Annotated in this window: 23 protein-coding genes; 13 read left to right on the top strand and 10 right to left on the bottom strand. The window is 65.5% G+C overall.

Annotated elements, in window-relative coordinates:
• Window positions 1-4 precede the first annotated feature (4 nt).
• Window positions 5-1,753 carry an arginine--tRNA ligase gene (gene argS / locus Q9K01_RS04375; RefSeq protein WP_305928971.1) on the bottom strand — a complete coding sequence of 583 codons (1,749 nt, stop codon included), beginning with the start codon at window positions 1,751-1,753 and terminating at the stop codon, window positions 5-7.
• Between the two features lie 89 nt (window positions 1,754-1,842).
• A complete protein-coding gene (locus tag Q9K01_RS04370) occupies window positions 1,843-2,493 on the bottom strand; it encodes a hypothetical protein (RefSeq protein ID WP_305928970.1) in 651 nt (216 codons plus the stop codon).
• A 74-nt stretch (window positions 2,494-2,567) separates the two neighbouring features.
• Between Q9K01_RS04370 and ispH the strand changes: the two genes are divergently transcribed.
• From ispH to rnhA, 3 genes are read left to right on the top strand one after another with little or no spacing between them, the layout of a single operon-like run.
• Window positions 2,568-3,539 (top strand): 4-hydroxy-3-methylbut-2-enyl diphosphate reductase, encoded by a 972-nt coding sequence (ispH, locus tag Q9K01_RS04365; protein ID WP_305928969.1) that lies wholly within the window; start codon window positions 2,568-2,570, stop codon window positions 3,537-3,539.
• Between the two features lie 9 nt (window positions 3,540-3,548).
• On the top strand, window positions 3,549-4,520 hold the full coding sequence (gene thrB / locus Q9K01_RS04360) for a homoserine kinase (RefSeq protein ID WP_305928968.1): 972 nt from the start codon (window positions 3,549-3,551) through the stop codon (window positions 4,518-4,520).
• Between the two features lie 27 nt (window positions 4,521-4,547).
• On the top strand, window positions 4,548-4,991 hold the full coding sequence (gene rnhA / locus Q9K01_RS04355; protein ID WP_305928967.1) for a ribonuclease HI: 444 nt from the start codon (window positions 4,548-4,550) through the stop codon (window positions 4,989-4,991).
• Window positions 4,992-4,993: 2 nt separating this feature from the next.
• On the opposite strand, the gene Q9K01_RS04350 is transcribed toward rnhA, so the two are convergent.
• Both Q9K01_RS04350 and Q9K01_RS04345 read right to left on the bottom strand, forming a co-directional pair.
• Complete coding sequence (locus tag Q9K01_RS04350) at window positions 4,994-6,109, bottom strand: NAD(P)/FAD-dependent oxidoreductase (protein WP_305928966.1); 1,116 nt, start codon at window positions 6,107-6,109, stop codon at window positions 4,994-4,996.
• Window positions 6,106-7,050: an alpha/beta hydrolase gene (locus Q9K01_RS04345; RefSeq protein WP_305929178.1), complete on the bottom strand. Its 945-nt coding sequence runs from the start codon at window positions 7,048-7,050 to the stop codon at window positions 6,106-6,108. Before Q9K01_RS04345 ends, Q9K01_RS04350 begins: the two co-directional genes overlap by 4 nt.
• A gap of 147 nt (window positions 7,051-7,197) precedes the next feature.
• Between Q9K01_RS04345 and Q9K01_RS04340 the strand changes: the two genes are divergently transcribed.
• The 7 genes from Q9K01_RS04340 to Q9K01_RS04310 all read left to right on the top strand — a co-directional run bounded on the left by Q9K01_RS04340 (window position 7,198) and on the right by Q9K01_RS04310 (window position 14,721).
• Window positions 7,198-7,911 carry an A24 family peptidase gene (locus tag Q9K01_RS04340; RefSeq protein WP_305928965.1) on the top strand — a complete coding sequence of 238 codons (714 nt, stop codon included), beginning with the start codon at window positions 7,198-7,200 and terminating at the stop codon, window positions 7,909-7,911.
• Window positions 7,912-8,003: 92 nt separating this feature from the next.
• Window positions 8,004-9,038, top strand: coding sequence for a Flp pilus assembly protein CpaB (gene cpaB, locus Q9K01_RS04335; protein WP_305928964.1), 1,035 nt, complete (start codon window positions 8,004-8,006; stop codon window positions 9,036-9,038).
• 89 nt (window positions 9,039-9,127) lie between these two features.
• Window positions 9,128-10,699 (top strand): type II and III secretion system protein family protein, encoded by a 1,572-nt coding sequence (locus tag Q9K01_RS04330; RefSeq protein WP_305928963.1) that lies wholly within the window; start codon window positions 9,128-9,130, stop codon window positions 10,697-10,699.
• Between the two features lie 14 nt (window positions 10,700-10,713).
• Window positions 10,714-11,358 (top strand): CpaD family pilus assembly protein, encoded by a 645-nt coding sequence (locus tag Q9K01_RS04325; RefSeq protein WP_305928962.1) that lies wholly within the window; start codon window positions 10,714-10,716, stop codon window positions 11,356-11,358.
• 3 nt (window positions 11,359-11,361) lie between these two features.
• Window positions 11,362-12,657, top strand: coding sequence for a pilus assembly protein CpaE (locus Q9K01_RS04320; RefSeq protein ID WP_305928961.1), 1,296 nt, complete (start codon window positions 11,362-11,364; stop codon window positions 12,655-12,657).
• Window positions 12,658-12,735: 78 nt separating this feature from the next.
• Window positions 12,736-13,707 (top strand): type II secretion system F family protein, encoded by a 972-nt coding sequence (locus Q9K01_RS04315; protein WP_305928960.1) that lies wholly within the window; start codon window positions 12,736-12,738, stop codon window positions 13,705-13,707.
• Between the two features lie 15 nt (window positions 13,708-13,722).
• Window positions 13,723-14,721 (top strand): type II secretion system F family protein, encoded by a 999-nt coding sequence (locus Q9K01_RS04310; RefSeq protein WP_305928959.1) that lies wholly within the window; start codon window positions 13,723-13,725, stop codon window positions 14,719-14,721.
• Between the two features lie 40 nt (window positions 14,722-14,761).
• Here the strand turns inward: Q9K01_RS04310 and Q9K01_RS04305 are convergent, their stop codons facing one another.
• From Q9K01_RS04305 to Q9K01_RS04290, 4 genes are all read right to left on the bottom strand, one after another.
• Window positions 14,762-15,244 (bottom strand): MarR family winged helix-turn-helix transcriptional regulator, encoded by a 483-nt coding sequence (locus tag Q9K01_RS04305; protein ID WP_305928958.1) that lies wholly within the window; start codon window positions 15,242-15,244, stop codon window positions 14,762-14,764.
• Window positions 15,245-15,296: 52 nt separating this feature from the next.
• On the bottom strand, window positions 15,297-16,169 hold the full coding sequence (locus Q9K01_RS04300; RefSeq protein WP_305928957.1) for a crotonase/enoyl-CoA hydratase family protein: 873 nt from the start codon (window positions 16,167-16,169) through the stop codon (window positions 15,297-15,299).
• 73 nt (window positions 16,170-16,242) lie between these two features.
• Complete coding sequence (locus Q9K01_RS04295) at window positions 16,243-17,028, bottom strand: SDR family NAD(P)-dependent oxidoreductase (protein WP_305928956.1); 786 nt, start codon at window positions 17,026-17,028, stop codon at window positions 16,243-16,245.
• A gap of 106 nt (window positions 17,029-17,134) precedes the next feature.
• Window positions 17,135-18,307: an acetyl-CoA C-acetyltransferase gene (locus Q9K01_RS04290; protein WP_305928955.1), complete on the bottom strand. Its 1,173-nt coding sequence runs from the start codon at window positions 18,305-18,307 to the stop codon at window positions 17,135-17,137.
• A gap of 142 nt (window positions 18,308-18,449) precedes the next feature.
• Between Q9K01_RS04290 and Q9K01_RS04285 the strand changes: the two genes are divergently transcribed.
• From Q9K01_RS04285 to Q9K01_RS04275, 3 genes are read left to right on the top strand one after another with little or no spacing between them, the layout of a single operon-like run.
• On the top strand, window positions 18,450-19,190 hold the full coding sequence (locus Q9K01_RS04285; RefSeq protein WP_305928954.1) for a 2OG-Fe(II) oxygenase: 741 nt from the start codon (window positions 18,450-18,452) through the stop codon (window positions 19,188-19,190).
• Window positions 19,172-20,881, top strand: a complete 1,710-nt coding sequence (locus Q9K01_RS04280; protein ID WP_305928953.1) for a 2OG-Fe(II) oxygenase family protein — start codon at window positions 19,172-19,174, stop codon at window positions 20,879-20,881. The genes Q9K01_RS04285 and Q9K01_RS04280 overlap by 19 nt, the downstream gene beginning before the upstream one ends.
• A complete protein-coding gene (locus tag Q9K01_RS04275) occupies window positions 20,878-21,798 on the top strand; it encodes a class I SAM-dependent methyltransferase (protein WP_305928952.1) in 921 nt (306 codons plus the stop codon). The genes Q9K01_RS04280 and Q9K01_RS04275 overlap by 4 nt, the downstream gene beginning before the upstream one ends.
• Window positions 21,799-21,970: 172 nt before the next feature.
• Here the strand turns inward: Q9K01_RS04275 and Q9K01_RS04270 are convergent, their stop codons facing one another.
• Both Q9K01_RS04270 and Q9K01_RS04265 read right to left on the bottom strand, forming a co-directional pair.
• On the bottom strand, window positions 21,971-22,159 hold the full coding sequence (locus Q9K01_RS04270; protein WP_305928951.1) for a hypothetical protein: 189 nt from the start codon (window positions 22,157-22,159) through the stop codon (window positions 21,971-21,973).
• A gap of 359 nt (window positions 22,160-22,518) precedes the next feature.
• The gene (locus tag Q9K01_RS04265; protein WP_305928950.1) at window positions 22,519-25,458 is read right to left on the bottom strand and encodes a TonB-dependent receptor domain-containing protein; all 2,940 of its coding nucleotides are present in this window, start codon (window positions 25,456-25,458) and stop codon (window positions 22,519-22,521) included.
• Window positions 25,459-25,478: the final 20 nt, after the last annotated feature.

The raw sequence follows: 25,478 nt of genomic DNA, 5'->3' as shown, positions 1-25,478 counted from the left end.
TCGGCTACATTGCCTCGACGGCCTCGACGCCCAATATGGCGAGACCATTGCGGATCACCTGCCCGACTTGCGTCGCCAGGAACAGCCGCGCTCCGGTCAGTGTCTCATTGTCGGACTGGATCATCCGCAGCGAGGGATCGTCGTTACCCGCGTTCCAGAAGCTGTGGAAGGCACTGGCGAGATCGTTGAGGTAGAAGGCGATGCGGTGCGGCTCGCGCGCCTGGGCGGCGGCTTCGACCATGCGCGGGAACTGCGCCGCCTCGCGGATCAGCGCGAGATCCGCCTCGGTCAGCAGTTCCAGCCCAGCGGGGGACGGTGCCAGCCCCTGTTCCGCCGCCTTGCGCAGGGTCGAGTGAATGCGCGCGTGGGCATATTGCACGTAGAAGACCGGATTGTCCTTGGACGCCTCGACCACTTTGGCGAAGTCGAATTCCATCTGCGCATCGGGCTTGCGGGTCAGCATGGTGAAGCGGACCACATCCTTGCCGACTTCCTCGACCACATCGGCAATGGTGATGAAATTGCCGCTGCGCTTGGACATCTTCACCGGTTCGCCGGCACGCATCAGCTTTACCATCTGGACCAGCTTGACGTCGAAGGGCACATCGCGCCCCGCGCCCCTGGTCAGCGCGGCGACTGCGGCGGTGATCCGCTTGACCGTGCCGGAATGATCCGCCCCCCAGATGTCGATCAGCGCATCGGCGGTTTCCGCCTTCTGGAAATGATAGGCGAGATCGGCGCCGAAATAGGTCCATTTGCCGTCCGACTTGCGGATCGGCCGATCCTGGTCGTCGCCGAACTCGGTGGAGCGAAACAGCGGCAGCTCGACCGGTTCCCAGTCTTCCGGAGGCGCCTTGCCCTTGGGCGCCTCGAGTTCGCCGTCATAGACCAGATCCTGCGCGCGTAGCCAGGCCTCGGCCTCGGCGGGCTTGCCCGCCGCCTGCAACGCGGCCTCGGAAGAGAACACGTCGTGATGGATGCCCAGCTGCGCGAGATCGGCGCGGATCATCTCCATCATCGCGGCGACCGCAGCCGTGCGGAATTGCTCGAGCCACTCCGCTTCAGGGGCATCGCGGTAGCGGTCGCCATATTCCTCGGCCAGCCGGCTGCCGATCGGCTTGAGATAGTCGCCGGGATAGAGCCCCTCGGGGATGGTCCCGATATCCTCGCCCAGCGCCTCGCGATAGCGCAGATGCGCCGAGCGGGCGAGCACCTCGACCTGCCCGCCGGCATCGTTGACGTAATACTCGCGGATCACCTCGTGCCCGGCAAAGGCGAGCAGCCCGCACAGCGCATCGCCCACCACCGCACCGCGGCAATGGCCCATATGCATCGGCCCGGTCGGATTTGCGGAAACGAATTCGACGTTGACGCGGGTGCCGCTGCCCTTGGCCGAACGGCCGTAATCCTCGCCCAGCGCGGCGATAGTGGCGAGTTCGCGCAACCAGACGTCCTGCGTCAGGCGAATGTTGATGAAACCCGGCCCGGCGATGTCGAGCGCCGTGATCTCCGGGTCGCGCTCCAGATGCGCGACGATCTTGTCCGCGAGCGCGCGGGGGTTGCTCCGCGCCTGCTTGGCCAGCACCATCGCGGCATTGGTCGCCAGATCGCCATGCGCCGGATCGCGCGGCGGTTCGACCGCGACATTGCTGCGGTCGCTCTCGGGCGGCAGATCGCCTTCCATCTCGAGCGCGTTGAGCACCGCGTCGATCTTGGCGGCGTAATGGGCGTGGAGGGTCTGTGTGTCGGTCATGTCTCGGCCAGGCTGCGCGCCCGCGAGGAACGCGTGTGGATCGAACCCTTGGATGCCGGCGCACCGCCGCAGCGGCGCCGCCATGCGCTCTAGCGGGTCGCGTTGTAGGCGAGCTGCTCTTCGGTCAGCTGGAAGCCGACCAGCAGCTCGAAAGTGGCGCGCTCGATTGCGGCGCGAACGGTGGGATCGGCCAGCGGATCGAGCGCGGCATCGGGGTCGCCCGGTTCGCGCCGGCGGGTGATCTGCTCGCGGATATCCGCGGGCAGGGTCGCTTCGCCGCGATCGACATAGGCGCCGGCAGTGGCACGGGCGGTCGCCCGGGCTTCGCCGTCCGCGAAAGTCAGGGTCACCGTGCCGACCTGCTTGGTGACCACCGCGCTGCCGCCACGCAGAACGGTAGAGAAATAGGGCAGCGTGACCTGACGGGCCCCGCGCGTGTCGCTGCGACGCGCGACCACGTCGAAAGCGGCCTCGGAATAGATCCGCTCGCCGGTCTCGTTGCAGGTGGCGCGCAGATTGGTGATCGTCGCGGTCACGTCGATATCGCTCGCCAGGCGCGATTCCGGATCGCGGAACACGGTCATGTCGCCGGTGTAGTCGGGAATGCCGACCGCCGGGCAAACGCTTCGCACGGCGGTGATCCCGACGCCCTGATCGACCACGAGATTGCCTTCGCTTGCGCAGGCGGCAAGGCCGAGACCGAGGGCGATCGCGGAAAACTGGCGGAAACGGAAAGTCATGCGTGTCGTATCCCTCGAAATCCTATGGTCGCATCCCCTAGCGAGGGCGCGCGCAAAGCGCTAGGGGGAGGCTTATGAATGCCCCCTTGCAACCCGCCAGCCTCAAGCCGACGCTCACGCTGCTCATCGCCGCCCCGCGCGGCTTTTGCGCCGGGGTCGACCGCGCCATCGAGATCGTCGAGCGCGCGCTCGAGAAATACGGCGCGCCAGTCTATGTCCGCCACGAGATCGTCCACAACCGCTATGTGGTCGAGGGGCTGAAAGCCAAGGGCGCCATTTTCGTCGAGGAACTCGACGAGGTTCCCGACGACATGCCGGTGGTGTTCAGTGCGCATGGCGTCCCCAAGGCAGTCCCGGCCGAGGCGGAGCGGCGCAAGCTGCTCTATGTCGACGCGACCTGCCCGCTGGTGAGCAAGGTTCATCGCCAGGCCGAACGCCAGATCGAGAAAAACCGCCATATCCTGTTTATCGGCCATTCCGGCCATCCCGAGGTCATCGGGACGATGGGGCAGGTGCCCGAAGGCCGGATGACGCTGGTCGAAGCGGTCGAAGATGTCGCAGGACTTCCCTTCACCGCGCAGGACGAGCTCTCCTATCTAACGCAGACGACGCTGTCGGTGGATGATACCGCACAGATCATCGCCGCATTGGAGGCACGCTTTCCGCACATCCAGGGACCCAAAGCGGAGGATATCTGCTACGCCACCAGCAATCGCCAGGCTGCGGTCAAGCAGATCGCGCCCGCCAGCGATCTGGTGCTGGTGATCGGCTCGCCCGCGTCATCGAACTCGCTTCGTCTGGTCGAGGTTGCCGAGCGGCTCGGCACCAATGCGCGGCTGATCCAGCGCGCCGACGAGATCGAGCCCGAATGGCTCGATGGCGTGGGTACTCTCGGGCTGACCGCTGGTGCCTCGGCGCCCGAGATACTGGTGCGCGAGGTCGTGGATAGGCTTTCGCAATGGCGCGACGTTCACGAGCAGACCATCGCGGCGGCGGAGGAGAAGATGGTCTTCAAGCTCCCCCGACAACTGACCGAGTCGGACTGACCTGCCCAAGTGGCGGTCTACACCCATCTCGCATCCGGAGATCTCGACGCGCTGATTGCAGCCTATGATGTCGGTGATCTGATCTCGGCCAAGGGCATTGCCGAAGGAGTCTCCAACAGCAATTGGCTGGTGGAAACCAGCGGCGCCGACGGAGCGGGCGCGCGCTTCATCCTGACGATGTACGAGAAGCGGACCGACCCGCGCGAACTGCCATTCTTCCTCGGCCTGCTCGATCATCTCGCCGCCAGAGGCTGCGCGGTCCCCGCGACGATCCACGACCGCGAGGGATCCGCGTTTCGCCATCTCGACGGCAAGGCGTTGGCGCTGATCGAGTATCTCCCGGGTATCTCGCCAGATCGGCCGTCTCCGACGCAGGCCCATGCTGTCGGCGAAGCCCTGGCGCGCGTCCATCTGGCTGCGAGGGATTTCGAAGGCACGCGCGCCAACGATCTGGATGTCCATGCCTGCCTGGTCATCCTCGAGCGCTGCGGCGTCGCGAAGCTCGCCGAAATCGATCCGGAACTCGGCGAATGGCTTGGCGAGGCGCGCGAACTGGTCGGACGCTGGCCCGACGATCTTCCGCAATCGATCATCCATTCCGATCTCTTTCCCGACAACGTCCTCATGCTGGGCGAGCGGGTGACCGGGTTGATCGACTTCTATTTCGCCTGCGAGGATATGATGGCCTACGATCTGGCGGTCACCCATGCCGCCTGGTGCTTCGACCGCGGCGGCGCGGTATTCTCGGCCGATATCGGGCGGTCTCTGGTCGGCGGCTACGAATCGGTCCGCCCTCTCGAGCCCGCTGAACGGCGGGCGCTGCCGCTGCTCGCGCAGGGTGCCTGCCTGCGCTTCACCGCCAGCCGCGCGCAGGACTGGCTCGACACGCCCACCGACGCGCTGGTCACGCGCAAGGACCCGATGGATTTCATCCGCCGCTGGAAATATTACCGGGCGCATGGCGAACGGCTCTTCGCCTAGCTCGGCGACCACGCTAGGGATTTTTGCATGAGACGCGTCGAACTGTTCACCGATGGAGCCTGCAAGGGCAATCCCGGCCCCGGCGGCTGGGGCGCCCTGCTGCGCCTGGGGCCGCACGAGAAGGAACTGTCCGGCAGCGATCCCGCCACCACCAACAACCGCATGGAGATGACGGCGGCGATCAAAGGCCTGGGCGCGCTGATCGAGCCCTGCGAGGTCGCGATCTATTCCGACAGCAAATATCTGATCGACGGCATCACCAAGTGGGTCGAGGGCTGGCAGAAGCGCGGCTGGATCAACGCCAGCAAGAAGCCGGTGCGCAACGCCGATCTGTGGCACGAATTGATCGCGCTGACCGACCGCCACCAGGTGACCTGGCACTGGGTCAAGGGCCATTCCGGGCACCCGGAGAACGACCGCGTCGACCAACTCGCCAGCGACGAAGCGGATCGCATCGCCGCCGCACGATAGAATTATTCAGGCCGGCGTCCGGGCGCAGTGAACCGCTCCGGCGCGTAAAGCGCCGCTTCGAGCCCCGCCGTCATGGCGTCGCGCCCATTGCCGAGCAGCACTTGCGCGGTCAGCCGCGCAGCCGCGGGTGCAGTCTGTATCCCGTAGCCGCCCTGGCCCGCGAACCAGGCGAAGCCTTCCACCTGCGGATCGAAGCCATAGACCGGCAGGCGATCGGGCGCGAAGCTGCGCAGGCCCGCCCAGCGATGCTCGACGGCCTCGACCCGCCAGTCGACCACCTGCGACAGACGCTCGATCGCTTGCGCCACCGCCAGTTCTTCGGGCGCGGCATCGCAGGGGGCACTGGGCGTTTCGTCGCTGGGGCTGAGCCACAGCCGACCGGCCTCGGGCTTGAAATAGAAGCCTCCGCCGATATCCAGCACCAGCGGCCAGTCGGCTGGCGGCGCGGGATCGGTGCGCAATTGCACCACCGTCCGCCGCAACGGCTGGATGCCCATGGGTTGCGCGCCGGCGAGCCGGGCCAACTGATCCGCCCAGGCCCCCGCCGCGTCGACCAGCATCCGGGCGACGAAGGTCTCGCCGCGTTCGCTCCGCAACGCCCAGCCATCACCGCTCTTGGCGGCGGCAATCAGCCGCGCCCGGGTTTCCAGCCGGACGCCGCGCTCGCGCCCCAGCGCCAGATAATGCGCGTGCAGGCCTGCCACGTCGATATCCGAACATGCCGGCTCCCAAATTGCGCCTTTCCATTGCGACCGCAGGCCCGGAGCCCTTGCAACCAACGCCTGCCTATCGAGCCTCTCGATAGTCGCGCCCGTTCCCGAGAATTCCTCGACGAAATCGTCCAGCAGCGGCGCATCCTCGTCGCGTCCGATATACAGGGCGCCGCGCTGGTGGAGGAATCCATGCTCGCGCAGATAGGCCCCCGATGCCAGCGTCAGCGGGACGATCTCCGGACCGCCGTAGCATTCCTCCCAGAAGGCGGCGGAGCGACCCGTCGCGTGATATCCGGGCCGGTCCTCCGCTTCGACCAGCAGGACCGAAGCGTGATCGGCCAGCTCGGCGGCGAGGCTCGCCCCGGCCATCCCGGCGCCTACGATGGCGAAGTCATAGGCGGTCATGCGGGTTGCGGCGGCGCAGTGCGGTCGAGGAAATCGGCGATCGCCGTCAGTGCGCGGTCGCGCACCGGATCGATCTCGCGCAGGATCTCGTGCCGCGCCTCGCTACCGAAGGCGAGCAATTCTCCGCGCGGCAGGCGCGCCGCCGCGCGCACGACCGCGTCGTGGCTGACGAGCTTGTCGTTTGCGGTAGAAACGAGCAGCACCGGCGTCTCGACCGCCTCCATCGCTCCTGCGGCGTCGAGGACGCGTCGGGAGGCGAAGGCGCGTTCCACCCAGCCCCAGCTACCCGGCCCCATCGCGAGCTCAGGCCGCTGTTCGCGCCACCACAATTCGTCGGCGTAGCGAGCGTCGTCATGCGTCAGCAGCGCCTGGCGGGACGCCGGCATCTCGCCCGGCTTCTCGCTCCATTTCCACGCCGGTCGCGACGGAGCTCCGATCCCGGTCATCAGTCTGGCGACCCAATGTTGAACCCGCGGCGGCAGCGGCGGCCCCGCCGTCCCTATCATCGGAGCGCTCAGAACGACGGCAGCCGGATCGACCCGACCCTCCACCAGCGCCCGCAGCACCAGATGTCCGCCCATCGAATGGCCGGCGAGCACATGCGGCGCCGGCGTCTCCGCCTGCCACACCTTCCATAGCTGCGAAAGGTCGTTCACCCAGGTGCCGAAATCGTCGATATGCCCAGTGACCGCGTCCGCCCCGAGGCGGCCCGACCCCGCCTGCCCGCGCCAATCCGCCGCGGTCACCCGCCAGCCGGCGCGATGCCATTGCCCGAGCGTCTCCAGATATTTCTCATAGGCATCGCCGCGCCCCGGCAGGAACAGGATCGATCCGCGCGGAGCGGTCTCGTCGCCGGGCCAGTCGATCCGCCTCAGCCGATGACCGTCGGCAGCCGTCCAGTGCGATTCGCGCGCGGCAGGGGGGATTTCGCGCCTCTCGATTGGCTCGCCCGGCCCTCCCGGGCCACCGCTAGCCCCGTCCTGTTGATACGTCGCGATCGCTGCCTCCCCGATGGTTACCGTTTGGTAAGCACGTTCCTGTAGCACGTTCCTGGAGCACGCCCGCGAAGCGCGATCCCCAGGGGCCCAATGCACGGATTTTTCACCTACGTATTGCTCGGCGCATTGGCAATCGCACTGCTGGTGGCGATCGTCACCGATCTGCGCAGCCGAACGATCGGCAACCGTCTGAACGCCGCCATCGCGCTGGCTGCGCCCCTGTTCTGGTGGGCGAGCGGGCTAGCGCTGTGGCCCGGCGTCGCGATCCAGCTCGGCGTCGCTGGGCTCACCTTGGCGCTGTGCTGCCTGTTTTTCGCGATGCGACAGATGGGCGGCGGCGACGTCAAGCTGCTGACTGCGCTGGCGCTGTGGATCCCCCCGGCGGCCTTTCTCGATCTCCTCGTCGTGATGGTGATGGTCGGCTGGGTGCTGACGCTCGTCATGGGAGCCTGGCAAGTGGGCCACTCACGAGAGCCCACCCCCACTCCCCGGCGCGATCTCGGCGTGCTGATCGCCTGCACGCTGATTGCAGCCGCCTTCGCCAGTGCCGTTCTGGGCGGCCCCAGCCTTTCCTTGCCAGCCGCCCTGTCGCCAGCCGTCACAGGAGGCCTGGCCCTGATGCTCGGGGTGGCCATGCTGCCGGTCCTGCTTCTGACCGTCGTCACGCTGGCCTCGCTGCGTGTGCTGCGCCGGCAGGAAGAGCAGATTCGCGTGCCCTACGGCCTCGCCATCGCAGCGGGCGGCATCTGGACCATAGCCACCGGTGATTTCGTCGCCGCCCTGCCCGCGGCGGCATGGGGTTGAAAACGCGATCTTAACCAATCGGGCCTTATGCCCCGAAACCATAGCCGTCCGTCGCGTCTTGCAGGCGGACAAACAAGGGGCCTTGTAAAGCCATGGATAGGAAGAAGCTGGTTCTGTTGGTCGGCGCGCTGGTCATCGCGATCGGAACGGCCCTGATCGCACGAAGCATGTTCGCGGGCGCTGCGGCGCCTCAGGCGCAAGCGGCGCAGGCCGTTCCCAAAGGTCCCAAGGTTCTGGTGGCGCAGCGGGCGCTGCCGGTCGGCACCATCATCACCGCCGATGCCATCGGATTTCAGCTGTGGCCGGGCGAAATGGTCGCCGACGCCTATTTCGTCGAAGGCGAATCCGATATGACCAGATTGCTGGGCACGGTGGTGCGTCATCCGATCACCGCCGGCCAGCCCGTCACCCAGGGTTCCCTCGTGAGCCCCGGCGACAGCGGCTTCCTTGCCGCTGCGCTCGGGCCGGGCATGCGCGCCGTGACGGTGCCGGTTTCGGCCAAGACCGGTGTCGCCGGCTTCGTCTTCCCGGGCGACCGGGTCGACATCATGCTGACCCAGACGGTCAACGGGGTCGAGGGGCCGCCGCTGAACGCCTCGGAAACCATCTTGCGTAACCTTCGCGTGCTTGCGACCGACCAGTCGACCACGCAGGAAGTCGTCGAAGGCAAGACGGTCGTCCGGGAAACCCGCACCGTCACCCTCGAAGTGACCCCGAAGATCGCCGAAAAGATCGCGGTCGCCGAAACCGTCGGCACCCTCAGCCTGTCGCTGCGCTCGCTGGCCGACAGCCAGAGCGAACTCGAGCAGGTCCTCGCCCGCGGCGACATCGTCATTCCCGACGACGCAACGCCCGAAGAGGAAGAGAAGCTGCTGCGCCAGGCCATGGCAAAGCCGAGCGATGCGCGCGGCTCCTTCGCCACCGGCGGCGATGTCTCCCGCTTCCAGCGTTCCTCGGTTCCGCCCCAGACTGCGCCGCGCACCGCCGACCGCAGCACAGAGGCGCCGCGCGGGATTCCCGGCGTTCCGATGCCGGCAGCCGAGACCCGTACCATTCCGAGCGGGCCGATCGTGCGCGTCACCCGTGGCCAGGAAACATCCGTCGTACCGGTCGGAAAGACGCGATGACCGGCAAGCTGCACACTCCACGAGAGGGATCGGTGACGCAGGATATGACCGCAGCCGACCACTTCGAAGCCATCAGGGGGCTTAAACCAATGAAACGTCGTCTTACTGCAAAGATGCTGCTCGCCAGCTTGGCGCTTGCGCCGCTGGCCAGCATTCCGACGACCGTCGCCTCAGCGCAAAGCTCGGTCAGGCCCTCGCAGAGCATCGTCCTTTCGATCGGCAAGGGCGAATTGATCAACGTGCCCGGCAGCATGAGCGACATTTTCGTCGCCGACGACAAGATCGCCGATGTTCAGGTGAAATCGCAGCGTCAGCTCTATGTCTTCGGCCGCGCCGGAGGCGAGACCACGATCTATGCCAGCAACGCGGCGGGCGACATCATCTGGTCGGCCAACGTCCGCGTGGGATCCAACATCGGCAGCATCGATCAGATGCTCGCGTTGGCGATGCCCGAAGCCAAGGTTTCGGTCGCCACCATGGGCACCAACACCGTGTTGCTGACCGGCACCGTGGCGGCGCCCGAAGACGCCGCCGAAGCGCAGACGCTGGTCGAAGCTTTCGTGGGCGATGAAACCAATGTCATCAGCCGGTTGCGAATGGCGACTCCGCTGCAGGTCAATCTGCAGGTGCGCTTCGCCGAAGTCAGCCGCTCGCTCGTGCGCACGCTGGGTGCCAATCTCGCCACCATCGACAGCACCGGCGGCTTCCAGTTCGGCGTGGCCAACGGCAGCAAGCCCAACGTCTTGGCGCCGGGTGGCTCGCTGGGCGTCGGGGTGACGGTCACCGATCAGTTCATCAATCCGGTAACAGGACAGGTCCAGCAGCGACCCGGGACCAGCATTCCGGGTGCCGATATCGGATCGACTCTCGGCTTTGCGGGGCAATTGCTCGGTCTCGACATCGGGGCGGCGCTCGACCTCGCCGAAACGCAAGGTCTGGTGACGACCCTGTCGCAACCCAATCTGACCGCACTCTCGGGTGAAACCGCCGAATTCCTTGCCGGCGGCGAGTTCCCGATCCCGCTCGCCCAGGGGCTGGGCACCACGACGATCGAATACAAGAATTACGGCGTCAGCCTCGCCTATACTCCGACGGTTCTGGCGAACGGACGGATCTCGATCAGGGTCCGGCCCGAAGTCTCCGAATTGTCCACCCAGGGAGCAATCAATCTCAACGGTTTCCAGGTCCCTGCCCTCATCACCCGCCGCGCGGAAACCACGGTGGAACTGGGCTCCGGGCAGAGCTTCATGATCGCCGGGCTGCTGTCGACCAGCGCCCAGAACTCGATCGAGAAGGCCCCTGGCCTGGGCGATGTACCGATCCTGGGCAATCTGTTCCGCTCGACCAATTTCCGTCGCGGCGAAACCGAGCTCGTCATCGTGGTCACGCCCTATCTGGTCAAGCCGATCGACGGCAACCGGATCGCGCTGCCGACCGACGGCTATCAGTCGCCCAATACGGCCCAGAGCCTGCTCGGCTATTACGAGAACGACGGAGTATCGGGAGCGAGCCGTCCGGGACCCACGGTTTCCGACGCCATTCCGGTCGCGCCGCAGGTGCTGCGCGCTCCGGACGCGCAGGCCGCCACCCAGCCCGCGGCACCGCGCCGGCAGGAGCGTGACGGCAACGTCGCCGCCGCTCCCGGCTTCAGCTTCAAGTGAGGGGACCTAGACCCATGCGTATCAATTTCAATCGCAAGATCGCCGGAGCCGTCGCCCTTTCGCTGGGCGTCGCGCTCGCCGGATGCGGCGGGATGGCAGAAAACCGTTCGCTCTACAGCGTCAAGCAACCGGTGGTAGAGCGCGCCAACTACACGCTCGACATCGACGCCCCGCAAGGCGGTCTGCCGATCTCCGAGCAGCAGCGGCTGGCGGGTTGGTTCGAGGCGATGGATCTGCGCTATGGCGATCGCATCTCGATTGACGATCCGGGCAATTCGGTTGCGACCCGCGAAGCGGTATCCGCGCTCGCCGGCCGTTATGGGCTGATGGTGGCCGAAGGCTCGCCGATGACCGGAGGCTACGTTGCGCCGGGCCAGGCGCGCGTGGTGATCACCCGCTCGACCGCCGCGGTTCCGGGGTGCCCCGACTGGTCGGTGAAGACCGAAGCCAATTACAACAATGCGACCCATCCCGGTTTCGGTTGCGGCGTGAATTCGAACCTCGCTGCCATGGTCGCCAATCCGGAGGATCTGATCGCCGGCCAGACGGGCACTGGCGAGACCGTCGTGACCACCTCGACCAAGGCGATCAACGCCTACCGGGCTGCCGAACCGACCGGGGTCGGCGGGCTCGGCGAAGTCGACACCGGAGGGGAATAAGCCATGAATGCACCTTGGAAATCCGGCGCCAGCGGCAATGGTCGCGACCCCTTCGCCGCCTATATCTGCGACGAGAACGCGCTCGACGTCTTGCGGCCCGTGGTCATCGAACTCGGCTGGGCTCCCGAGAAATGCAACAAGGGCGGTCTTCGCAACGCCATCCAGTCGCTTTCGGTCAGCGCCAGCCCCAACATCCTGCTGGTCGACCTGTCGGAGAGCGGCGACCCGCTCAACGACATCAACTCGCTCGCCGAGGTCTGCGAACCCGGTACGGTGGTGATTGCGATCGGCCAGGTCAACGATGTGCGGCTCTATCGCGATCTGCTCGCGAGCGGGATTCACGATTACCTGCTCAAGCCCCTGTCGGCGACTGCGTTGCGCGATTCGCTCAACCAGGCGCAGACGGTGTTCAGCGCGCCGCGCACCGGCGAAGCCGAAGCGGTCAAGAGCCACGTATCCACCGCGATCGTCGGCACCCGCGGGGGCGTCGGCGCTTCCACGCTGGCGACCTCGCTCAGCTGGTACTTCGCCGCGAACAAGCATCTCTCCACCGCGCTGCTCGATCTCGACATCCATTTCGGCACCGGGGCGCTGGCGCTGGATCTGGAACCGGGTCGCGGGTTGACCGACGCGATCGACAATCCCAGCCGGATCGACGGGTTGTTCATCGAGCGCGCCATGATCCGCGCGCACGACAATCTCGCGATCCTGTCCGCAGAGGCGCCGATCAATTCGCCGCTGATGACCGATGGAGCGGCCTTCCTCCAGCTGGAGGAAGAGTTCCGCCAAGCCTTCGAGATGACCGTGGTCGATCTGCCGCGCAACATGCTGATCAATTTCCCGCATCTGCTCAACGACGTGAACATCGTGGTGCTGGCGACCGAGATGACGCTCGCCTCCGCCCGCGATTCGATCCGGCTGCTGTCCTGGCTCAAGACCAATGCCAGCCACGCTCTGCCGATCGTCGTCGCCAACAAGGTGCAAGCGGGAACTGCCGAGATCAGCAAAGCCGATTTCGAAGCCTCGATCGAGCGCAAGATCGATTTCACCGTCGCTTTCGATCAGAAGGGTGCCGCCACCGCCGCCAAGCTGGGTCAGCCCTTCATCGAAGCGAACGGCCAGAGCAAGGCCGCATCGGCGATCAAATCGCTCGGCGAGCGCATCATCGGCGGTATCGAGGAACAGGCGGAAGCCGCGGTCGATGCCGGCAAGAAATCGCTGCTTGGCAGCTTCGATCTGAAATCGCTGCTGGCAAAGAAGCCCAAACCCGCCTCGCCGGTCGCGGCAGCTGCGGACTGATGCCAGGAGCAGGAAACGGACCCCGTTCGCTTCCTGCTCGAAGACGCATGATGGAATGAAGATAGCCGGAGACGCAACATGAGCACGATCCAGTTCCTGCTGGTCATCGCCGGCACCCTCGGGTTGCTGGTGCTCGGCTATGCCATGCTGTCCGGCCCGTCCCCTGCCAAGGCGGGGCAACGCCGGCTGCAGCAGGTGCGTTTTCGTCATTCGGAGAGCACCGACACCAAGGTGGAATCGCAGTTCAAGAAGGCGATCGCAGCGCGCAAACCGAGATTGCAGAAGGTTGCAGGGTCGACCTCGCGGATCGAGGCGCTGGCCATCCGGCTGGACCGGACGGGCAAGGGCTGGAGCCTCTCGCAATACGCTTACGCGTCGCTCGGTCTGACGCTCGCGTTTACCGTATTGCTGTATCTGCGATCGGGGGCCCTGCCCCTCGCGCTGGGCGTCGGGGTACTCTTCGGGGCGGGCATACCGCACATGCTGGTCGGCTATTTCGTCAAGAAGCGCACCGCCCAGTTCAACGCGAAGTTTCCCGATGCCATCGAACTGCTCGTCCGCGGGCTGCGCTCCGGCCTCCCGGTAACCGAAACGCTGGCCGTGGTCGCACAGGAAATCTCCGGCCCCGTCGGCGAGGAATTCAAATCAATCGTCGAGCGGATCAAGATCGGCCGCACGATGGAAGAGGCGCTTCAGGTCACGGCGGATCGCCTCGGCATCCCGGAATTCAACTTCTTCTGCATCACGCTCGCCATACAGCGCGAAACGGGCGGCAATCTGGCGGAAACGCTGTCCAACCTTTCAGACGTGCTGCGCAAACGCGGGCAGATGAAGCTCAAGATCCGCGCGATGAGCTCGGAATCCAAGGCTTCGGCCTACATCGTCGGCGCGCTGCCCTTCATCGTCTTCGGCATGGTCTGGTGGATCAATCCGGAATACGTCGGCGGCTTCTTCACCGAGGATCGCCTGATCGTGGCCGGCCTGGGCGGGCTGGTCTGGATGAGCATCGGGGTCTTCATCATGGCCAAGATGGTCAGCTTCGAAATCTAAGGGACGGAAAGCACAATGAACACGCCCGCCGGCCCCACCCTCCTCGGCTTCGACGTCATCATGGTCGGATCGATTCTCGCCGGAATCGCCGCTTTCGCCGTGATCTTCGCGATCTACACCGCGGTGACGATCAGGGATCCGATGGCCCGGCGCGTCAAGGCGCTCAACGAGCGCCGCGACGAACTCAAGGCGGGGATCGTCACCAACAACGCCAAGAAGCGCCAGAAGCTGGTCCGCAATTCCGACACCACGGACAAGGTGAAGGATACGCTCGACAGCATGAAGGTGCTGCAGCAGAGCCAGATCGAGGACATCCAGCAAAAACTGGCCCACGCCGGCTTCCGCAACAAGGAACTGGCAGTCCTCATCATCGGTCTGCGGCTGGCGCTGCCGCTGATCCTGGGCGGGCTGGTGTTCCTCTACGTCTATCTCATGAACAGCTTCCCCGAGTGGGGCGCCATGAAGAAGCTGTTCGCGCTCACCGCTGCGGTGGGCCTGGGCTACAAGGGTCCCGAGATCTATCTCAAGAACCTGGCGAGCAAGCGGACCGACGCGCTGCGCAAGGGTCTGCCCGACGCGCTCGACCTGCTGGTGATCTGCGCCGAGGCCGGTCTGACGGTCGATGCCGCCTTCAACCGCGTGGCCAAGGAACTGGGTCGCGCCTACCCCGAACTGGGCGACGAGTTCGCGCTGACCGCGATCGAGCTATCCTTCCTCAACGAGCGTAGGAAAGCTTTCAACAACCTCGCCTACCGGGTCGATCTGGAGGACATCAAGGGCGTCGTCACGACCATGGTACAGACCGAGAAATACGGCACCCCGCTGGCTTCCGCGCTGCGCGTGCTGTCCGCCGAATTCCGCAATTCGCGGATGATGCGGGCCGAGGAGAAGGCCGCGCGCCTGCCCGCGATCATGACCGTGCCGCTGATCCTGTTCATCCTGCCGGTGCTCTTCATCGTCATTCTCGGACCGGCGGCCTGTTCGATATCCGACGCCTTCTCGGGCGGGATTTGAGCGACGATCCTGCGGTCGGCACCGAGCCGTTCTGCCGACTCTAGCCGACCAGGCTCTCGGCGTCGAAATCGCCCGCAGCTTCGCGCAATCGCACCAGCATAGTGCGCAACTGATCGCGCTCGCCCGCGTCGAGAACGGAAAACAGTTCGGCCTCGATCTTCTTGGCCAGCGGCATGATCCCGGCATGGACCCCGCGTCCCTCCGTAGTCAGCTGGAGCAGATGCGAGCGTCCGTCGGCCTCGTTGGGGGTCCGCTCGGCCAGCCCGCGCTGCTCCAGCTCCTTGCAGGCACGGCTGACCGGAACCTTGTCCATCAAGGTCAGCTGGGTGAGCTGGCGCTGGGTCAACGGTCCGCTGTCGCCCAGCACCGCCATGATCCGCCATTCGGTGGTCCGCAGTGCGAAGCGGCGGCGATATTGTTCGGCGATCCGGGTCGAGACCGCGTTGGACGCGATCGACAATTGATAGGGCAGGAAGTCCGCAAGGCGCTGGGAAGGTTGGCGGGTAGGCTGACGTTTCGACATGCCCGGAAGCTTAGCCGTCCCGCCCGCCTTGGCAAGACCGTATCAGGCGCAACTATTTATACGCGGGCTCGTCCCACCACGGGTAGAAGTCCGGCATGTCCGCTCCGACCGTGTCCGGATATTCGGGCGTGCGCTTCTCGAGGAAGCTGGCGATACCTTCCTTGGCGTCCGCGCTGCGGCTGAGGCGATAGATCGAGCGGCTGTCGATCCGGTGCGCCATCATCGGGTGCTCCGTCGCGGACAGCCGCCACAGCATGGCGCGGGTCATCGCTACCGAGACCGCAGAGGTGTTGTCGGCGATCTCGCGGGCGATCGCATTTGCCGCGTCCATCAGTTCCGCACGCGGGTGGAGCGAGCGCACCAGCCCGCGGTCCCGAGCCTCTTCGGCGGAAAAAATCCGCCCGGTCATGCACCATTCGAGCGCGGTCTGCATTCCCACGAGCCGCGGCAGGAACCAGCTCGAAGCCGCCTCGGGGGTGATCCCGCGCCGCGCGAAGACGAAGCCGAAGCGCGCATCTTCGGCGGCGAGGCGGATGTCCATCGGCAGTTGCATCGTCGCGCCCACCCCCACCGCGACCCCGTTGCAGGCCGAGATCAGCGGCTTTTGCGAATTGAACAGCCGCAGCACCAGCCGCCCGCCGCCGTCGCGTACGCGCTCGTCGGAGAGGTCCTCGACCGGGTTGGGATCGGAGAACACATGGCCGCCGCCCTGGGGCGTCAGATCCGCCCCGGCGCAAAAGGCGCGGTCGCCATGACCGGTAAAGATCACCGCGCGGACGCTGTCGTCGGCATCGGTCGTGTCGATCGCGCTGATGATCTCGTCCATCATCACGCGGGTGAAGGCGTTCATCTTCTCGGGACGATGCAGCGTCAGCGTGGCGATGCCATCGGCGATATCGAGCTTGATCTGAGTATAGTCGGCCATGTCTCTCTCCCAAGTCCTGGCGGCACATGTGAAAAGGGCGGCCCGAGAGCCGCCCTTCCGTTCGTACTGGTTGTTACCGCGGCGCCATCCGGATCGCGCCGTCGAGGCGGACATCCTCGCCGTTGAAATAGCCCGTCTCGATCATGCACATGGCGAGCTTGGCGTATTCCTCGGCATTGCCGAGCCGCTTGGGGAACGGCACGCTGGCGGCCAGCGCTTCCTTCACCTGCGGCGGTGCGGCGTTCATCAGCGGGGTGTTGAAGATGCCGGGCAGGATCGTGTTCACGCGGATGCCCTCGCGCATCAGATCGCGCGCGATCGGCAGGGTCATGCCCACGACGCCGCCCTTGGAAGCGGAATAGGCGGCCTGGCCCATCTGGCCGTCTTCCGCCGCGACCGAGGCGGTGTTGACGATGGCGCCGCGATCGCCGTCCTCGCTCAGCGGCTCGAGCGTCATCATCCCGGCGGCCGATTTGGCGATGCAGCGGAAGGTGCCGATCAGATTGACTTGGATCACGAAATCGAAGGCGGAGATCGGGAAGCTCTTGATCTCGCCCGACTGCTTGTCGCGGCTGGCGGTCTTGATGGCGTTGCCGATACCGGCGCAATTGACCAGGATGCGCTCCTGGCCATGCGCTTCGCGGGCCTTGGCGAAACCGGCGTCGACTTCCTCGTCGCTGGTCACGTTGACCTTGCAGAACACGCCGCCCAGCTCCTGGGCCAGGGCGGAGCCCTTCTCTTCGTTCATGTCGAAGATCGCGACCTTGGCGCCCTTGGCGGCGAGGGCGCGCGCGGTCGCGGCACCCAGGCCCGAGGCGCCACCGGTAACGACTGCGGGGGTATTGGCGGAAACTTCCATCTGTTCTCTCCTGATAGGCTGAATGGGTCCGGCGGAGGCCGGTACATTGCACTTGGATTCGGGGAACTGCGGGCTACGGGCGACCTAGACCGGGGTTGCGATTTGGCTAGACGATTTCGACGATCGTCACATTGGCGACGCCGCCGCCTTCGCACATCGTCTGCAGGCCGAATTTCTTGCCCTCGCGGCGCAGCGCATGGACCAGCGTCGCCATCAGCTTGGTACCGCTGGCGCCCAGCGGATGGCCGAGTGCGATGGCGCCGCCGTGGATGTTGAGCCGGTCGGGATCGGCACCGGTGTGCTTGAGCCAGGCCAGCGGAACCGGAGCAAAGGCCTCGTTGACCTCGTAGAGATCGATATCCTCGATCTTCATCCCGGCGCGCTCCAGCGCCCGGTCGGTGGCGAACAGCGGTTCCTCCAGCATGATGACCGGATCGCCCGCGGTTACGGTCAGATTTCGAATTCTCGCCAGCGGCGTGAGCCCGTGCTCCTTGAGCATCCGTTCGGACACCACCAGCACCGCGCTCGATCCATCGCAGATCTGGCTGCTGGAAGCGGCGGTGATCTTGCCGTCTTCGGACAGCTTCTTGACCGACTGGATGCCTTCGAGCGTCGCATCGAAGCGGATGCCCTCGTCGACCGTGTGCATGGCATCACCCTCGGGGGTCTCGATCGCGATCGGGACGATTTCCTTCTCGAACGCGCCGGCTTCGGTGGCTTTCGCAGCCTTGCGGTGGCTCTGGAGCGCGAATTCGTCGAGATCGTCCTTCGAGAAGCCATGCTTCTGGGCGATCATCTCCGCGCCCATGAATTGCGACCACTGGATGCCGCGATACTTCTCCTCGAGACCCGGAGATTTGTAGTTCCCCAGCCCTTCCTTCATGTGGAACATCGCGGTCGAACCCATCGGCACCCGGCTCATGCTCTCGACGCCGGCGGCGATGACGCAATCCTGCGTTCCGCTCATCACCGCCTGCGCCGCGAACTGGATCGCCTGCTGGCTCGAGCCGCACTGGCGGTCGATGGTGACCGCGGGCGTGCCCTCGCCCAGATGTTTGGTCGCCAGCACCGCGTTGCGCCCGACCTGCATCGCCTGCTCGCCGCCCTGGCTGACGCAGCCCATGATGACATCGTCGACGGCCTTGGGATCGATCCCGCTGCGCTCGATCACAGCATCGAGCGTTCTTGCGGCAAGATCGACCGGATGGACGCCGGAGAGCCGCCCTCCGCGTTTGCCCCCGGCGGTGCGGACGGCTTCGACGATATAGGCTTCTGGCATTGCGGCTCTCTCCGGTTTCGATCTGCTACCTGTTTTTCGATTGCCTAAGGGGCGGGGCAGAGGCGGTCAAGCCGCTGACCCGATCGGCCCCTGCGCCTGGGTTGCCAAGACAAGAGCCGCGAGGCAGAAGCGGTCGCGGATCATGGATAAAGCGCTCTTCGAAATAAATCCCGGGCTCGACCGCCCTGCCCTGGCCCGCCGCTTTGCCGAGCGCACCCGCGTACAGGTTCGCGATGTGCTGACCCCCCAGACCGCGCGCGAGATCCAGTCGATCCTGCAGACGACTCGCTGGAGCCTGGCGATGCGCGGCGGCGACTCCGCGGACACTCCGCCGCAATCCATTTCCAACGCCGAACTGGCGACGCAGGCCGGGGTCGAAAAGGCCAACCGCCTCGGTCGGCAGGCGCAGGAGGCCAGCGCGCGGGGCGATTACGGCTTCCGCTATGCGCACTATCCCATCGTCGAGGCGCTCAGTCAGGGCTGGGATCCCGGCGGACCTTACGAATTGCTGCTCGAATATCTCAACGCCCCCGACTTCCTCGATCTCGTGCGCGAAGTGACCGGCATCCCCGAGATCGTCCGCGCCGACGGCCAAGCCACCTTTTATGCCGCGCAGCACTATCTCGGGCGCCATATCGACAGCCACGTCGCCGAAGGCTGGCGCGTCGCCTATGTGCTCAATGTCGCGCGAGAGGACTGGCACCCCGACTGGGGGGGCTATCTCACCTTCCTCGACGAGGACGGCGACATCGTCGAGGGCTTCCGCCCGCGGTTCAACGCGCTCAACCTGTTCGCCGTACCGCAAAGCCACGCGGTCACCTATGTGCCGCCGTTTGCCCCGACGGGGCGTTATGCGATCACCGGATGGCTGCGCGACAGGTGAACCCGTCGACCCCGCGCGAATGGCACGAGCGTGCGATCGCCGCCGAACGCGCGGGTGATCCGGCGAGAGCCCGGGCGATCCTGGCCCAGGGGCTGGCCGAATGGCCGGACAACGCCGATCTCCATAACGATGCCGGCTCGCTGACGCTGCGCGGCGGCGATGCAGCCGAAGCGGAAGCTCTGTTCGCCCGCGCGCAGTCGCTGGCGCCCGGCAATCCGGAGTTCGCGATCAACCGCGCCATCGCGCTGGGGCGGCTCGAGCGCCACGCCGAAGCTTGCGACCTGCTGGCCGCGATCGAAGCTCGGGCGCAGGCTCTACCGCGCTATTGGTCCGCCCGCGGGAATGCCGCGCGTGCGGCGCAGCGGATGGCGGATGCCGCACGCGCCTACGACCGCTGTCTCGCGCTCGATCCGCAGCATGGCCGCGGACTGCATGGCCGCGCCCGCGTCGCGATCGAACGCGGCGAAGCCGATGCCGAAACCCGCTTCGATGCGGCCCTGGCGGTCAACCCCGGCGAGCCGGACCTGTGGCTGGGCAAGGCGCAGGCGCTCGATGTCGCCGGGCGCAGCGATGCAGCGCGGCAAATCATGGAACAGGTCACGGCGCAGGCTCCCGCCTGGCTCGACGGCCTTAAGTTCCTCGCCCAGCTCAAGCTCGCCGCGGGGGAAAGGGATTTCACCGACCATTACCGCGAAGCGGCGCGCCGCCAGCCCGCCGATACGAATATCCCCCATGCCCATGCCGAAGCGCTCGCCGGGCTGGATTTCGCCGCCGAGGCGGCCGAAGTCGCCGCCGAGGCCCGCGCGCGCTTTCCGGAGCAGGAGGCCTTCTCACTGCTCGAAGCGGTCAACGCCGGCTCCGCGGGCGACGACGCGCGGGCCGAGGCGATTTTCTCCGGGCTGAGCCTGGACGAGCCGCAGCGCTGGATTCACGAGGCGCGCCATCGCATTCGGACCGGCGAGTTCGAGCGGGCCGACAAATTGCTTGAGCGGGCGCTGGAGCGCGAGCCCTGGAGCATCGGGGCCTGGGCCTTGCGGGGAGTGGTCTGGCGGCTGACCGACGATCCGCGCTCCGAATGGCTGCATGGCCAGCAAGGGCTGGTCCAGCGCCTGGCGCTTTGCGGCAGCGAGGACCTGCTCGACCGGGTCGTGGCGCAGCTGCGCGAACTGCACGGCAACTCGCCGCTCCCGCTGGGGCAGAGCTTGCGCGGGGGAACGCAGACGCGCGGCATCCTGTTCGATCGGACCGAGCCCGTGCTGGCCGAACTGCGCGCGGCAATCCTTGCGACGATCGAGCGATACCGGTCAGGACTGCCCGCACCGGACGCGGCCCACCCGCTGCTGCGGCACGCCGAAGCGCCGCTGGGACTCGCAGGATCCTGGTCGGTGCGGCTGAGCGGCGGCGGCGACTATCACATCGCGCATATCCACCCGCAGGGCGTGCTCTCTTCCGCGCTGTACCTGATCGTTCCCGAGGATGCGTCGGGAGAAGAACGGCAGGGCTGGCTGGAAATCGGTCGGCCCGCCCGCGATCTTCGCAGCGATCTGGCACCGCTGGCGACCATCCGCCCCGAACCGGGCTATCTCGCCCTGTTCCCCAGCACGCTTTACCACGGCACCACATCGTTCGGGACGGGGGAACGGATGACGGTCGCTTTCGATGTCGTGCCTTTGGAAGGACGAAGACCATGACCGGCAACAGCCCGCCCGGCGGCGGTCCATGGACGGAATTTTGGGCCAACAACGCGGGCGGCGATCGCACTCCGTCCGGTGGCGGTTGCCTGCCCGAGGGCTGTAGCGGCATTGAGGACGCGCAAAAGGCTGTCTGGTACGATTTTATCGCCAAATTGCCCAGGTCGGCGCAACTGCTCGATCTGGCCACGGGCGACGGCCGGGTGCTCAGATGGATGCTGGCACGTCGGCGCGATCTCAAGCTCACCGGCGCCGATCTCGCTCCGCAGCTTCCGCCTGCCCCGCGCGGAACGAAGATACGCGCGGGGGTGGCGATGGAAGCGCTTCCCTTTCCCGACTCCCGTTTCCACGCGGTGACGAGCCAGTTCGGCTTCGAATATGGCGATATCGACGCGACGGCCGGCGAAATCGCGAGGGTCCTGCGCCCAGGCGGCAGTGTTGGTCTGCTGGTCCATCGTGGAGACGGTCCGATCCTCGAGCACAACCGGCCGCGGGCCGAGGCAATAGCTTGGGCTCTGGACGAGGCTTCTGTGGTCGCGCGCGCGAGTTCGGCGCTCACCATGGGCCCCGGCGGCCTGCAAGTCGCGCTTGACGCCGCAGCCGCAACGGCTGTTGCGGGCGAACAGCGCTTCGGACGTCATTCGCCCGGATGGGAAATACCCGAAGCCGCCCGCCGAACGCTGCAGATGGGCGGACGGGCCGGAGTCCCATGGATGCTCGAGACGCTCGCTTCCATCGAGCGCCAGGCGCGCAACGAAATCGGTCGGATCGACACGCTGGCTCGGGCCTGTGCCGTTGCAGACGATCGCGCGCGGCTGGTCGCGGCCTTCGCTGCAGCCGACCTCGGTTTGCAGACAACAAGTGGCGTTTGCGAGCCATCCGGTCGTCCTTTTGGCGACTTTATTGTGTTCAGGTAGCTTGAACTTCGCACCTGAACGCAAAAAACCATCCAGGTCGGCACCGTCAGCTTCCGGATGAATTCACCGAATTTCTAGTCTGTATCGGGTGTGGTAAACTAGACGATGCCCCGTGGCGAAAAGCCCTTGTGTCAGGTCTCTTCGCCACGGGGATCTTGCCGATGACGTTGCTTCAATTTGGCTGGTAGCGGACATAGCACCAGTTCTCGCACTGGCGCTCGATCTGGGCGTTCGGCTGCCAGTCCTGGCAGTCCTGCATGCACTGGAGAAATGCGGCGTCGCTGGACTGCGCGTGCAATGGCGCCGTCCCCCAGCCGAGGATCATCACTGCAACAGCTGCTCTCACACAAAGCTCTTTCATGTCGGCCTCCTCATCCTGCGCTGATTGCGCCTCGGCAAACTATCTGCACTATTTGCCCGCGACAAATTGCCGGGAGTATAATCGGGCAGGAAGACATCTCTGCAAGGCAGAGCGACCACTTCTTCATTCGCGAACCGAGCTCAATCGAATCCAGACCACTTATAACGCAGTGCGGATCCCGTCAGAGTAAGGCGGCTACCTTGAGAACATGAGCCAGTCAGGAATTGGTCCGCTTCCATGTCTCCGGGCTTCGACCGTCCCGAAAGAGGCTGGCGACAAGAACTGCATGCGGCAAAGAAAAAGGGCGGCGGACCGAAGTCCACCGCCCTTCTTTCTTTCGCCTTGCGGCGAGCGCGTTCTTAGAACTTGAACGTGCCCGACACGAAGTAACGGCGACCCAGCACGTCGTAGGTGCTCGGGTAGGTGTTGGCCTGCTCCTGGTTGTCGCCCAGCAGCAGCGAGTTGGGGCGACCAACCACGTCGCCGTTCGCGTCGAACACCGGGGTGTCCGGAAGCGTGTTGAACAGGTTGTTCACGCCGATGTTCATGCTGAAGTTCTCGTAGATGTCGAAACCGAACGAGAGATCGATCAGATCGTAAGCTTCGATCGTTTCGACGCCGTTGAAGGCCGCATAGTTGGTATCGGCATCGTCGTCACCGACAGCACTGACGTGACGCCATGCGATCGACGTGGTCACCGGACCATCGATGAACGAAGCACGGCTCGTCCACTTGAACTCCGGAGTGGGCTCGCCGCAGGTCAGGCCGAACTGTCCGGCACACTCGATCACTGCGTCGGGATTGGCGACGTCAGGAACGAAGAACGAGCTTTCGGTCCAGGTACCGAGGAACGTCAGGTTGACCCGCTGCTCACCCGTGTCGGTGAAAAGCGAGAACGGGAGCGAGGAGGTGTACGCCACCTCGAGATCGACACCCGACACGCCGAGCGACGCGATGTTTGCGCCACCAAGCACCGGAGCGTTCTGACGGTCGAAGGAACCGTTCGCCTCACGCGTCCCGACGAAGTTCGCGCAGTTCGGAGCGTTGATGCTCGCCGCCGGGGCACGCCCATTGCCGCCGAAACACAGATCGAGAGCGGTCTGCAGCCCGATCGTGGTGATCGCGTTGTCGACCTGGATATCGAAGTAGTCGGCGGTGATGGTCAGACCCGGAACGAAGGCCGGCTGCAACACCACACCTGCGGTGAAACTGTCGGACACTTCCTCGCTCAAGTTCGGATTGCCGCCGAACAGCGCCGCAATCTGCACATCGGGCTGGATCGCCAGCTGATTGCCCAGATTGGCAGCCGGGACACCATTGGCGAGACACAGGTCACGCAACTGACCGGACGTTGCCGCCGCAGTACCGCAGGGGTCGGTTGCCGCCGGGAACCCGATCGCCGTGCCCTGGAAGAGCTCTGCGACGTTGGGCGCACGGATGGCGCGCTGGTACTGTGCACGGAAGATCACATCCGGGATCGGCGAGAACTGGACGCCGCCCGCGTAGGTGAAGGCATCGCCGACGGTCTCGAGCGAATACTCGGAATACCGGGCAGCGCCGTTGAGTTCGAGACGCATGGAGCCGAATTCGAGCGGAACGTTCAATTCGCCGAACGCTTCCTTCACATCGTAGCTGCCTTCGGTTGCGTCACCGGCGTTGAAGCCGATCACGTCGCCCGAGGACAGCGCGGTGTCGGGGAGGAATTCCGAAGCGACCTTGCGGTACTCGGTACCCACCGCGAACCCGATGGGCTCGGCGCGACCGATAGCGAAGTCGCCCAGCGTACCGGAGATCGTGGCATTGACCACTTCCAGCGTGGAGACATCGCCGTTCTGGGCCTGGATCGAAATCGCATCGACCTGCTCCGGCGTCAGCGTGTTCAGGCCGAAGATGTTGATCGGCGTACCGGTGCCATCGAGACCGGCAACAAAGGCGGAAGCCGAAATGTTGCCCTGCTGGATGTTGGCGTTCCGCGTCCGTGCATAGAAGTAGTTCGCGTCATACTGCAGATAGTCGCCGATCGGGCCACGCACGCCGCCAAGAACGCGGAATGCATTGCGCTCGTCGAGCGAGTTACGCGGACCGGTCTCGATGGTACGGCGACGAACCTGGAGATCGACGATCCCATCGTTCGCGTCGGCACCGGTTTCGGTCGCATCCAGCTGCTGCAGCTGCGCGAAATCGGCAGCCGTAAGGAACTGCTGAACGGTCGCCAGATCGACACCCACGTTGAGCGCGATCGGGGTGGCAGCCAGCTCGGTCGCCACACGGTTGTTCACGAAAGCGACTTCCGTGTAGAACGTGTGCCCGCCGCCGATGTCGTAATCGGCATAGCCACCCAGCAGGTAACGCTCCTGCGGAACCTGGAGATAGTTGACGGGAGCGTAGTTGTACGCGTCGCCGGCGAACGGACGGAAGTTGCCGGGGCTGTCGAACACGACGAGGCCGTTGGCATCGAATTCGGTACCCGTCGTATCGCCGTCACCGAGATAGGTCAGACGACCCTGAGGAAGGATCGACGAACCGCCCTGCGTCAGCGGGGGGCCGAACACGGTGTCGCTCAGCGCGAAGCGCGAGAAGCCGCGATCGCCCTGGAACACCGAGGAGCGGTTGTAATATTCGGCAAAAACGGTGGCGCTACCGCGGCCATCGGCGAACGCCGTGCCGATCGCACCGTGGATTTCGTAGGTCTCGCCGTCGCCCTCTTCGGTCAGGCCGTACTGGCCGCCCATTTCGACGCCTTCGACATTGCGGAGGCGGAAGTTGACGACGCCTGCAAGCGCGTCAGAACCGTAAACGGCCGAAGCACCGCCGGTCACGACGTCGACCGAGTCGATCAGGAACGAGGGGATGGTGTTGAGATCGACGACCTGGGCGGTATCGAAGAACATCCAGCGGCGACCATTGACCAGCACGAGGTTACGGTTGGTGCCGAGACCGCGAAGGTTGAGCGTCGCGGTGCCGTTGCCGGGGTTGTTCGAGAAGGAGGTGGTGCCGGGAATGACCTGCGGCAGGGTATTGATGACGTTCTCGACGTTGACCGTACCCGAAAGCTGGAACTCTTCATCGCCAACGACGGCAACGGGAGCGGCGGTTTCGACATTGCGACGCGCAATGCGCGAGCCGGTCACGACGATCGGCGCACCGATGACATCGGGCTCAGCCTGGAGCGCGGGCTCCTGGTCCGTGGCATCGTCGGTGTTGCCGGTTGCGGTCTGCGCGTGCAGCGGCGCGGCGAACATGGCACCAGCCATGATCGTGCCCGTGAGCAGCGAAGCCTTCGTGAAGCGATAAGACATTGCTATCCCCTTTATAACGG

The organism is Qipengyuania benthica (assembly GCF_030717865.1).
GTDB lineage: Bacteria > Pseudomonadota > Alphaproteobacteria > Sphingomonadales > Sphingomonadaceae > Qipengyuania > Qipengyuania benthica.
Note: the sequence above shows the minus strand (reverse complement) of the source record. Positions and strands in the feature narration are given on the sequence as shown.

What these genes read in the sequence shown, in the direction of transcription:
- Q9K01_RS04295 (WP_305928956.1), bottom strand. Translation starts at nt 17,028, where the DNA reads ATGGAAGTTTCCGCCAATACCCCCGCAGTCGTTACCGGTGGCGCCTCG.
- Q9K01_RS04285 (WP_305928954.1), top strand. Translation starts at nt 18,450, where the DNA reads ATGGATAAAGCGCTCTTCGAAATAAATCCCGGGCTCGACCGCCCTGCC.
- Q9K01_RS04265 (WP_305928950.1), bottom strand. Translation starts at nt 25,458, where the DNA reads ATGTCTTATCGCTTCACGAAGGCTTCGCTGCTCACGGGCACGATCATG.
- Q9K01_RS04350 (WP_305928966.1), bottom strand. Translation starts at nt 6,109, where the DNA reads ATGACCGCCTATGACTTCGCCATCGTAGGCGCCGGGATGGCCGGGGCG.
- Q9K01_RS04330 (WP_305928963.1), top strand. Translation starts at nt 9,128, where the DNA reads ATGAAACGTCGTCTTACTGCAAAGATGCTGCTCGCCAGCTTGGCGCTT.
- Q9K01_RS04325 (WP_305928962.1), top strand. Translation starts at nt 10,714, where the DNA reads ATGCGTATCAATTTCAATCGCAAGATCGCCGGAGCCGTCGCCCTTTCG.
- argS (WP_305928971.1), bottom strand. Translation starts at nt 1,753, where the DNA reads ATGACCGACACACAGACCCTCCACGCCCATTACGCCGCCAAGATCGAC.
- Q9K01_RS04305 (WP_305928958.1), bottom strand. Translation starts at nt 15,244, where the DNA reads ATGTCGAAACGTCAGCCTACCCGCCAACCTTCCCAGCGCCTTGCGGAC.
- Q9K01_RS04370 (WP_305928970.1), bottom strand. Translation starts at nt 2,493, where the DNA reads ATGACTTTCCGTTTCCGCCAGTTTTCCGCGATCGCCCTCGGTCTCGGC.
- Q9K01_RS04320 (WP_305928961.1), top strand. Translation starts at nt 11,362, where the DNA reads ATGAATGCACCTTGGAAATCCGGCGCCAGCGGCAATGGTCGCGACCCC.
- cpaB (WP_305928964.1), top strand. Translation starts at nt 8,004, where the DNA reads ATGGATAGGAAGAAGCTGGTTCTGTTGGTCGGCGCGCTGGTCATCGCG.
- Q9K01_RS04275 (WP_305928952.1), top strand. Translation starts at nt 20,878, where the DNA reads ATGACCGGCAACAGCCCGCCCGGCGGCGGTCCATGGACGGAATTTTGG.
- Q9K01_RS04310 (WP_305928959.1), top strand. Translation starts at nt 13,723, where the DNA reads ATGAACACGCCCGCCGGCCCCACCCTCCTCGGCTTCGACGTCATCATG.
- Q9K01_RS04315 (WP_305928960.1), top strand. Translation starts at nt 12,736, where the DNA reads ATGAGCACGATCCAGTTCCTGCTGGTCATCGCCGGCACCCTCGGGTTG.
- ispH (WP_305928969.1), top strand. Translation starts at nt 2,568, where the DNA reads ATGAATGCCCCCTTGCAACCCGCCAGCCTCAAGCCGACGCTCACGCTG.
- Q9K01_RS04290 (WP_305928955.1), bottom strand. Translation starts at nt 18,307, where the DNA reads ATGCCAGAAGCCTATATCGTCGAAGCCGTCCGCACCGCCGGGGGCAAA.
- Q9K01_RS04300 (WP_305928957.1), bottom strand. Translation starts at nt 16,169, where the DNA reads ATGGCCGACTATACTCAGATCAAGCTCGATATCGCCGATGGCATCGCC.
- Q9K01_RS04340 (WP_305928965.1), top strand. Translation starts at nt 7,198, where the DNA reads ATGCACGGATTTTTCACCTACGTATTGCTCGGCGCATTGGCAATCGCA.
- rnhA (WP_305928967.1), top strand. Translation starts at nt 4,548, where the DNA reads ATGAGACGCGTCGAACTGTTCACCGATGGAGCCTGCAAGGGCAATCCC.
- Q9K01_RS04280 (WP_305928953.1), top strand. Translation starts at nt 19,172, where the DNA reads ATGGCTGCGCGACAGGTGAACCCGTCGACCCCGCGCGAATGGCACGAG.
- Q9K01_RS04270 (WP_305928951.1), bottom strand. Translation starts at nt 22,159, where the DNA reads ATGAAAGAGCTTTGTGTGAGAGCAGCTGTTGCAGTGATGATCCTCGGC.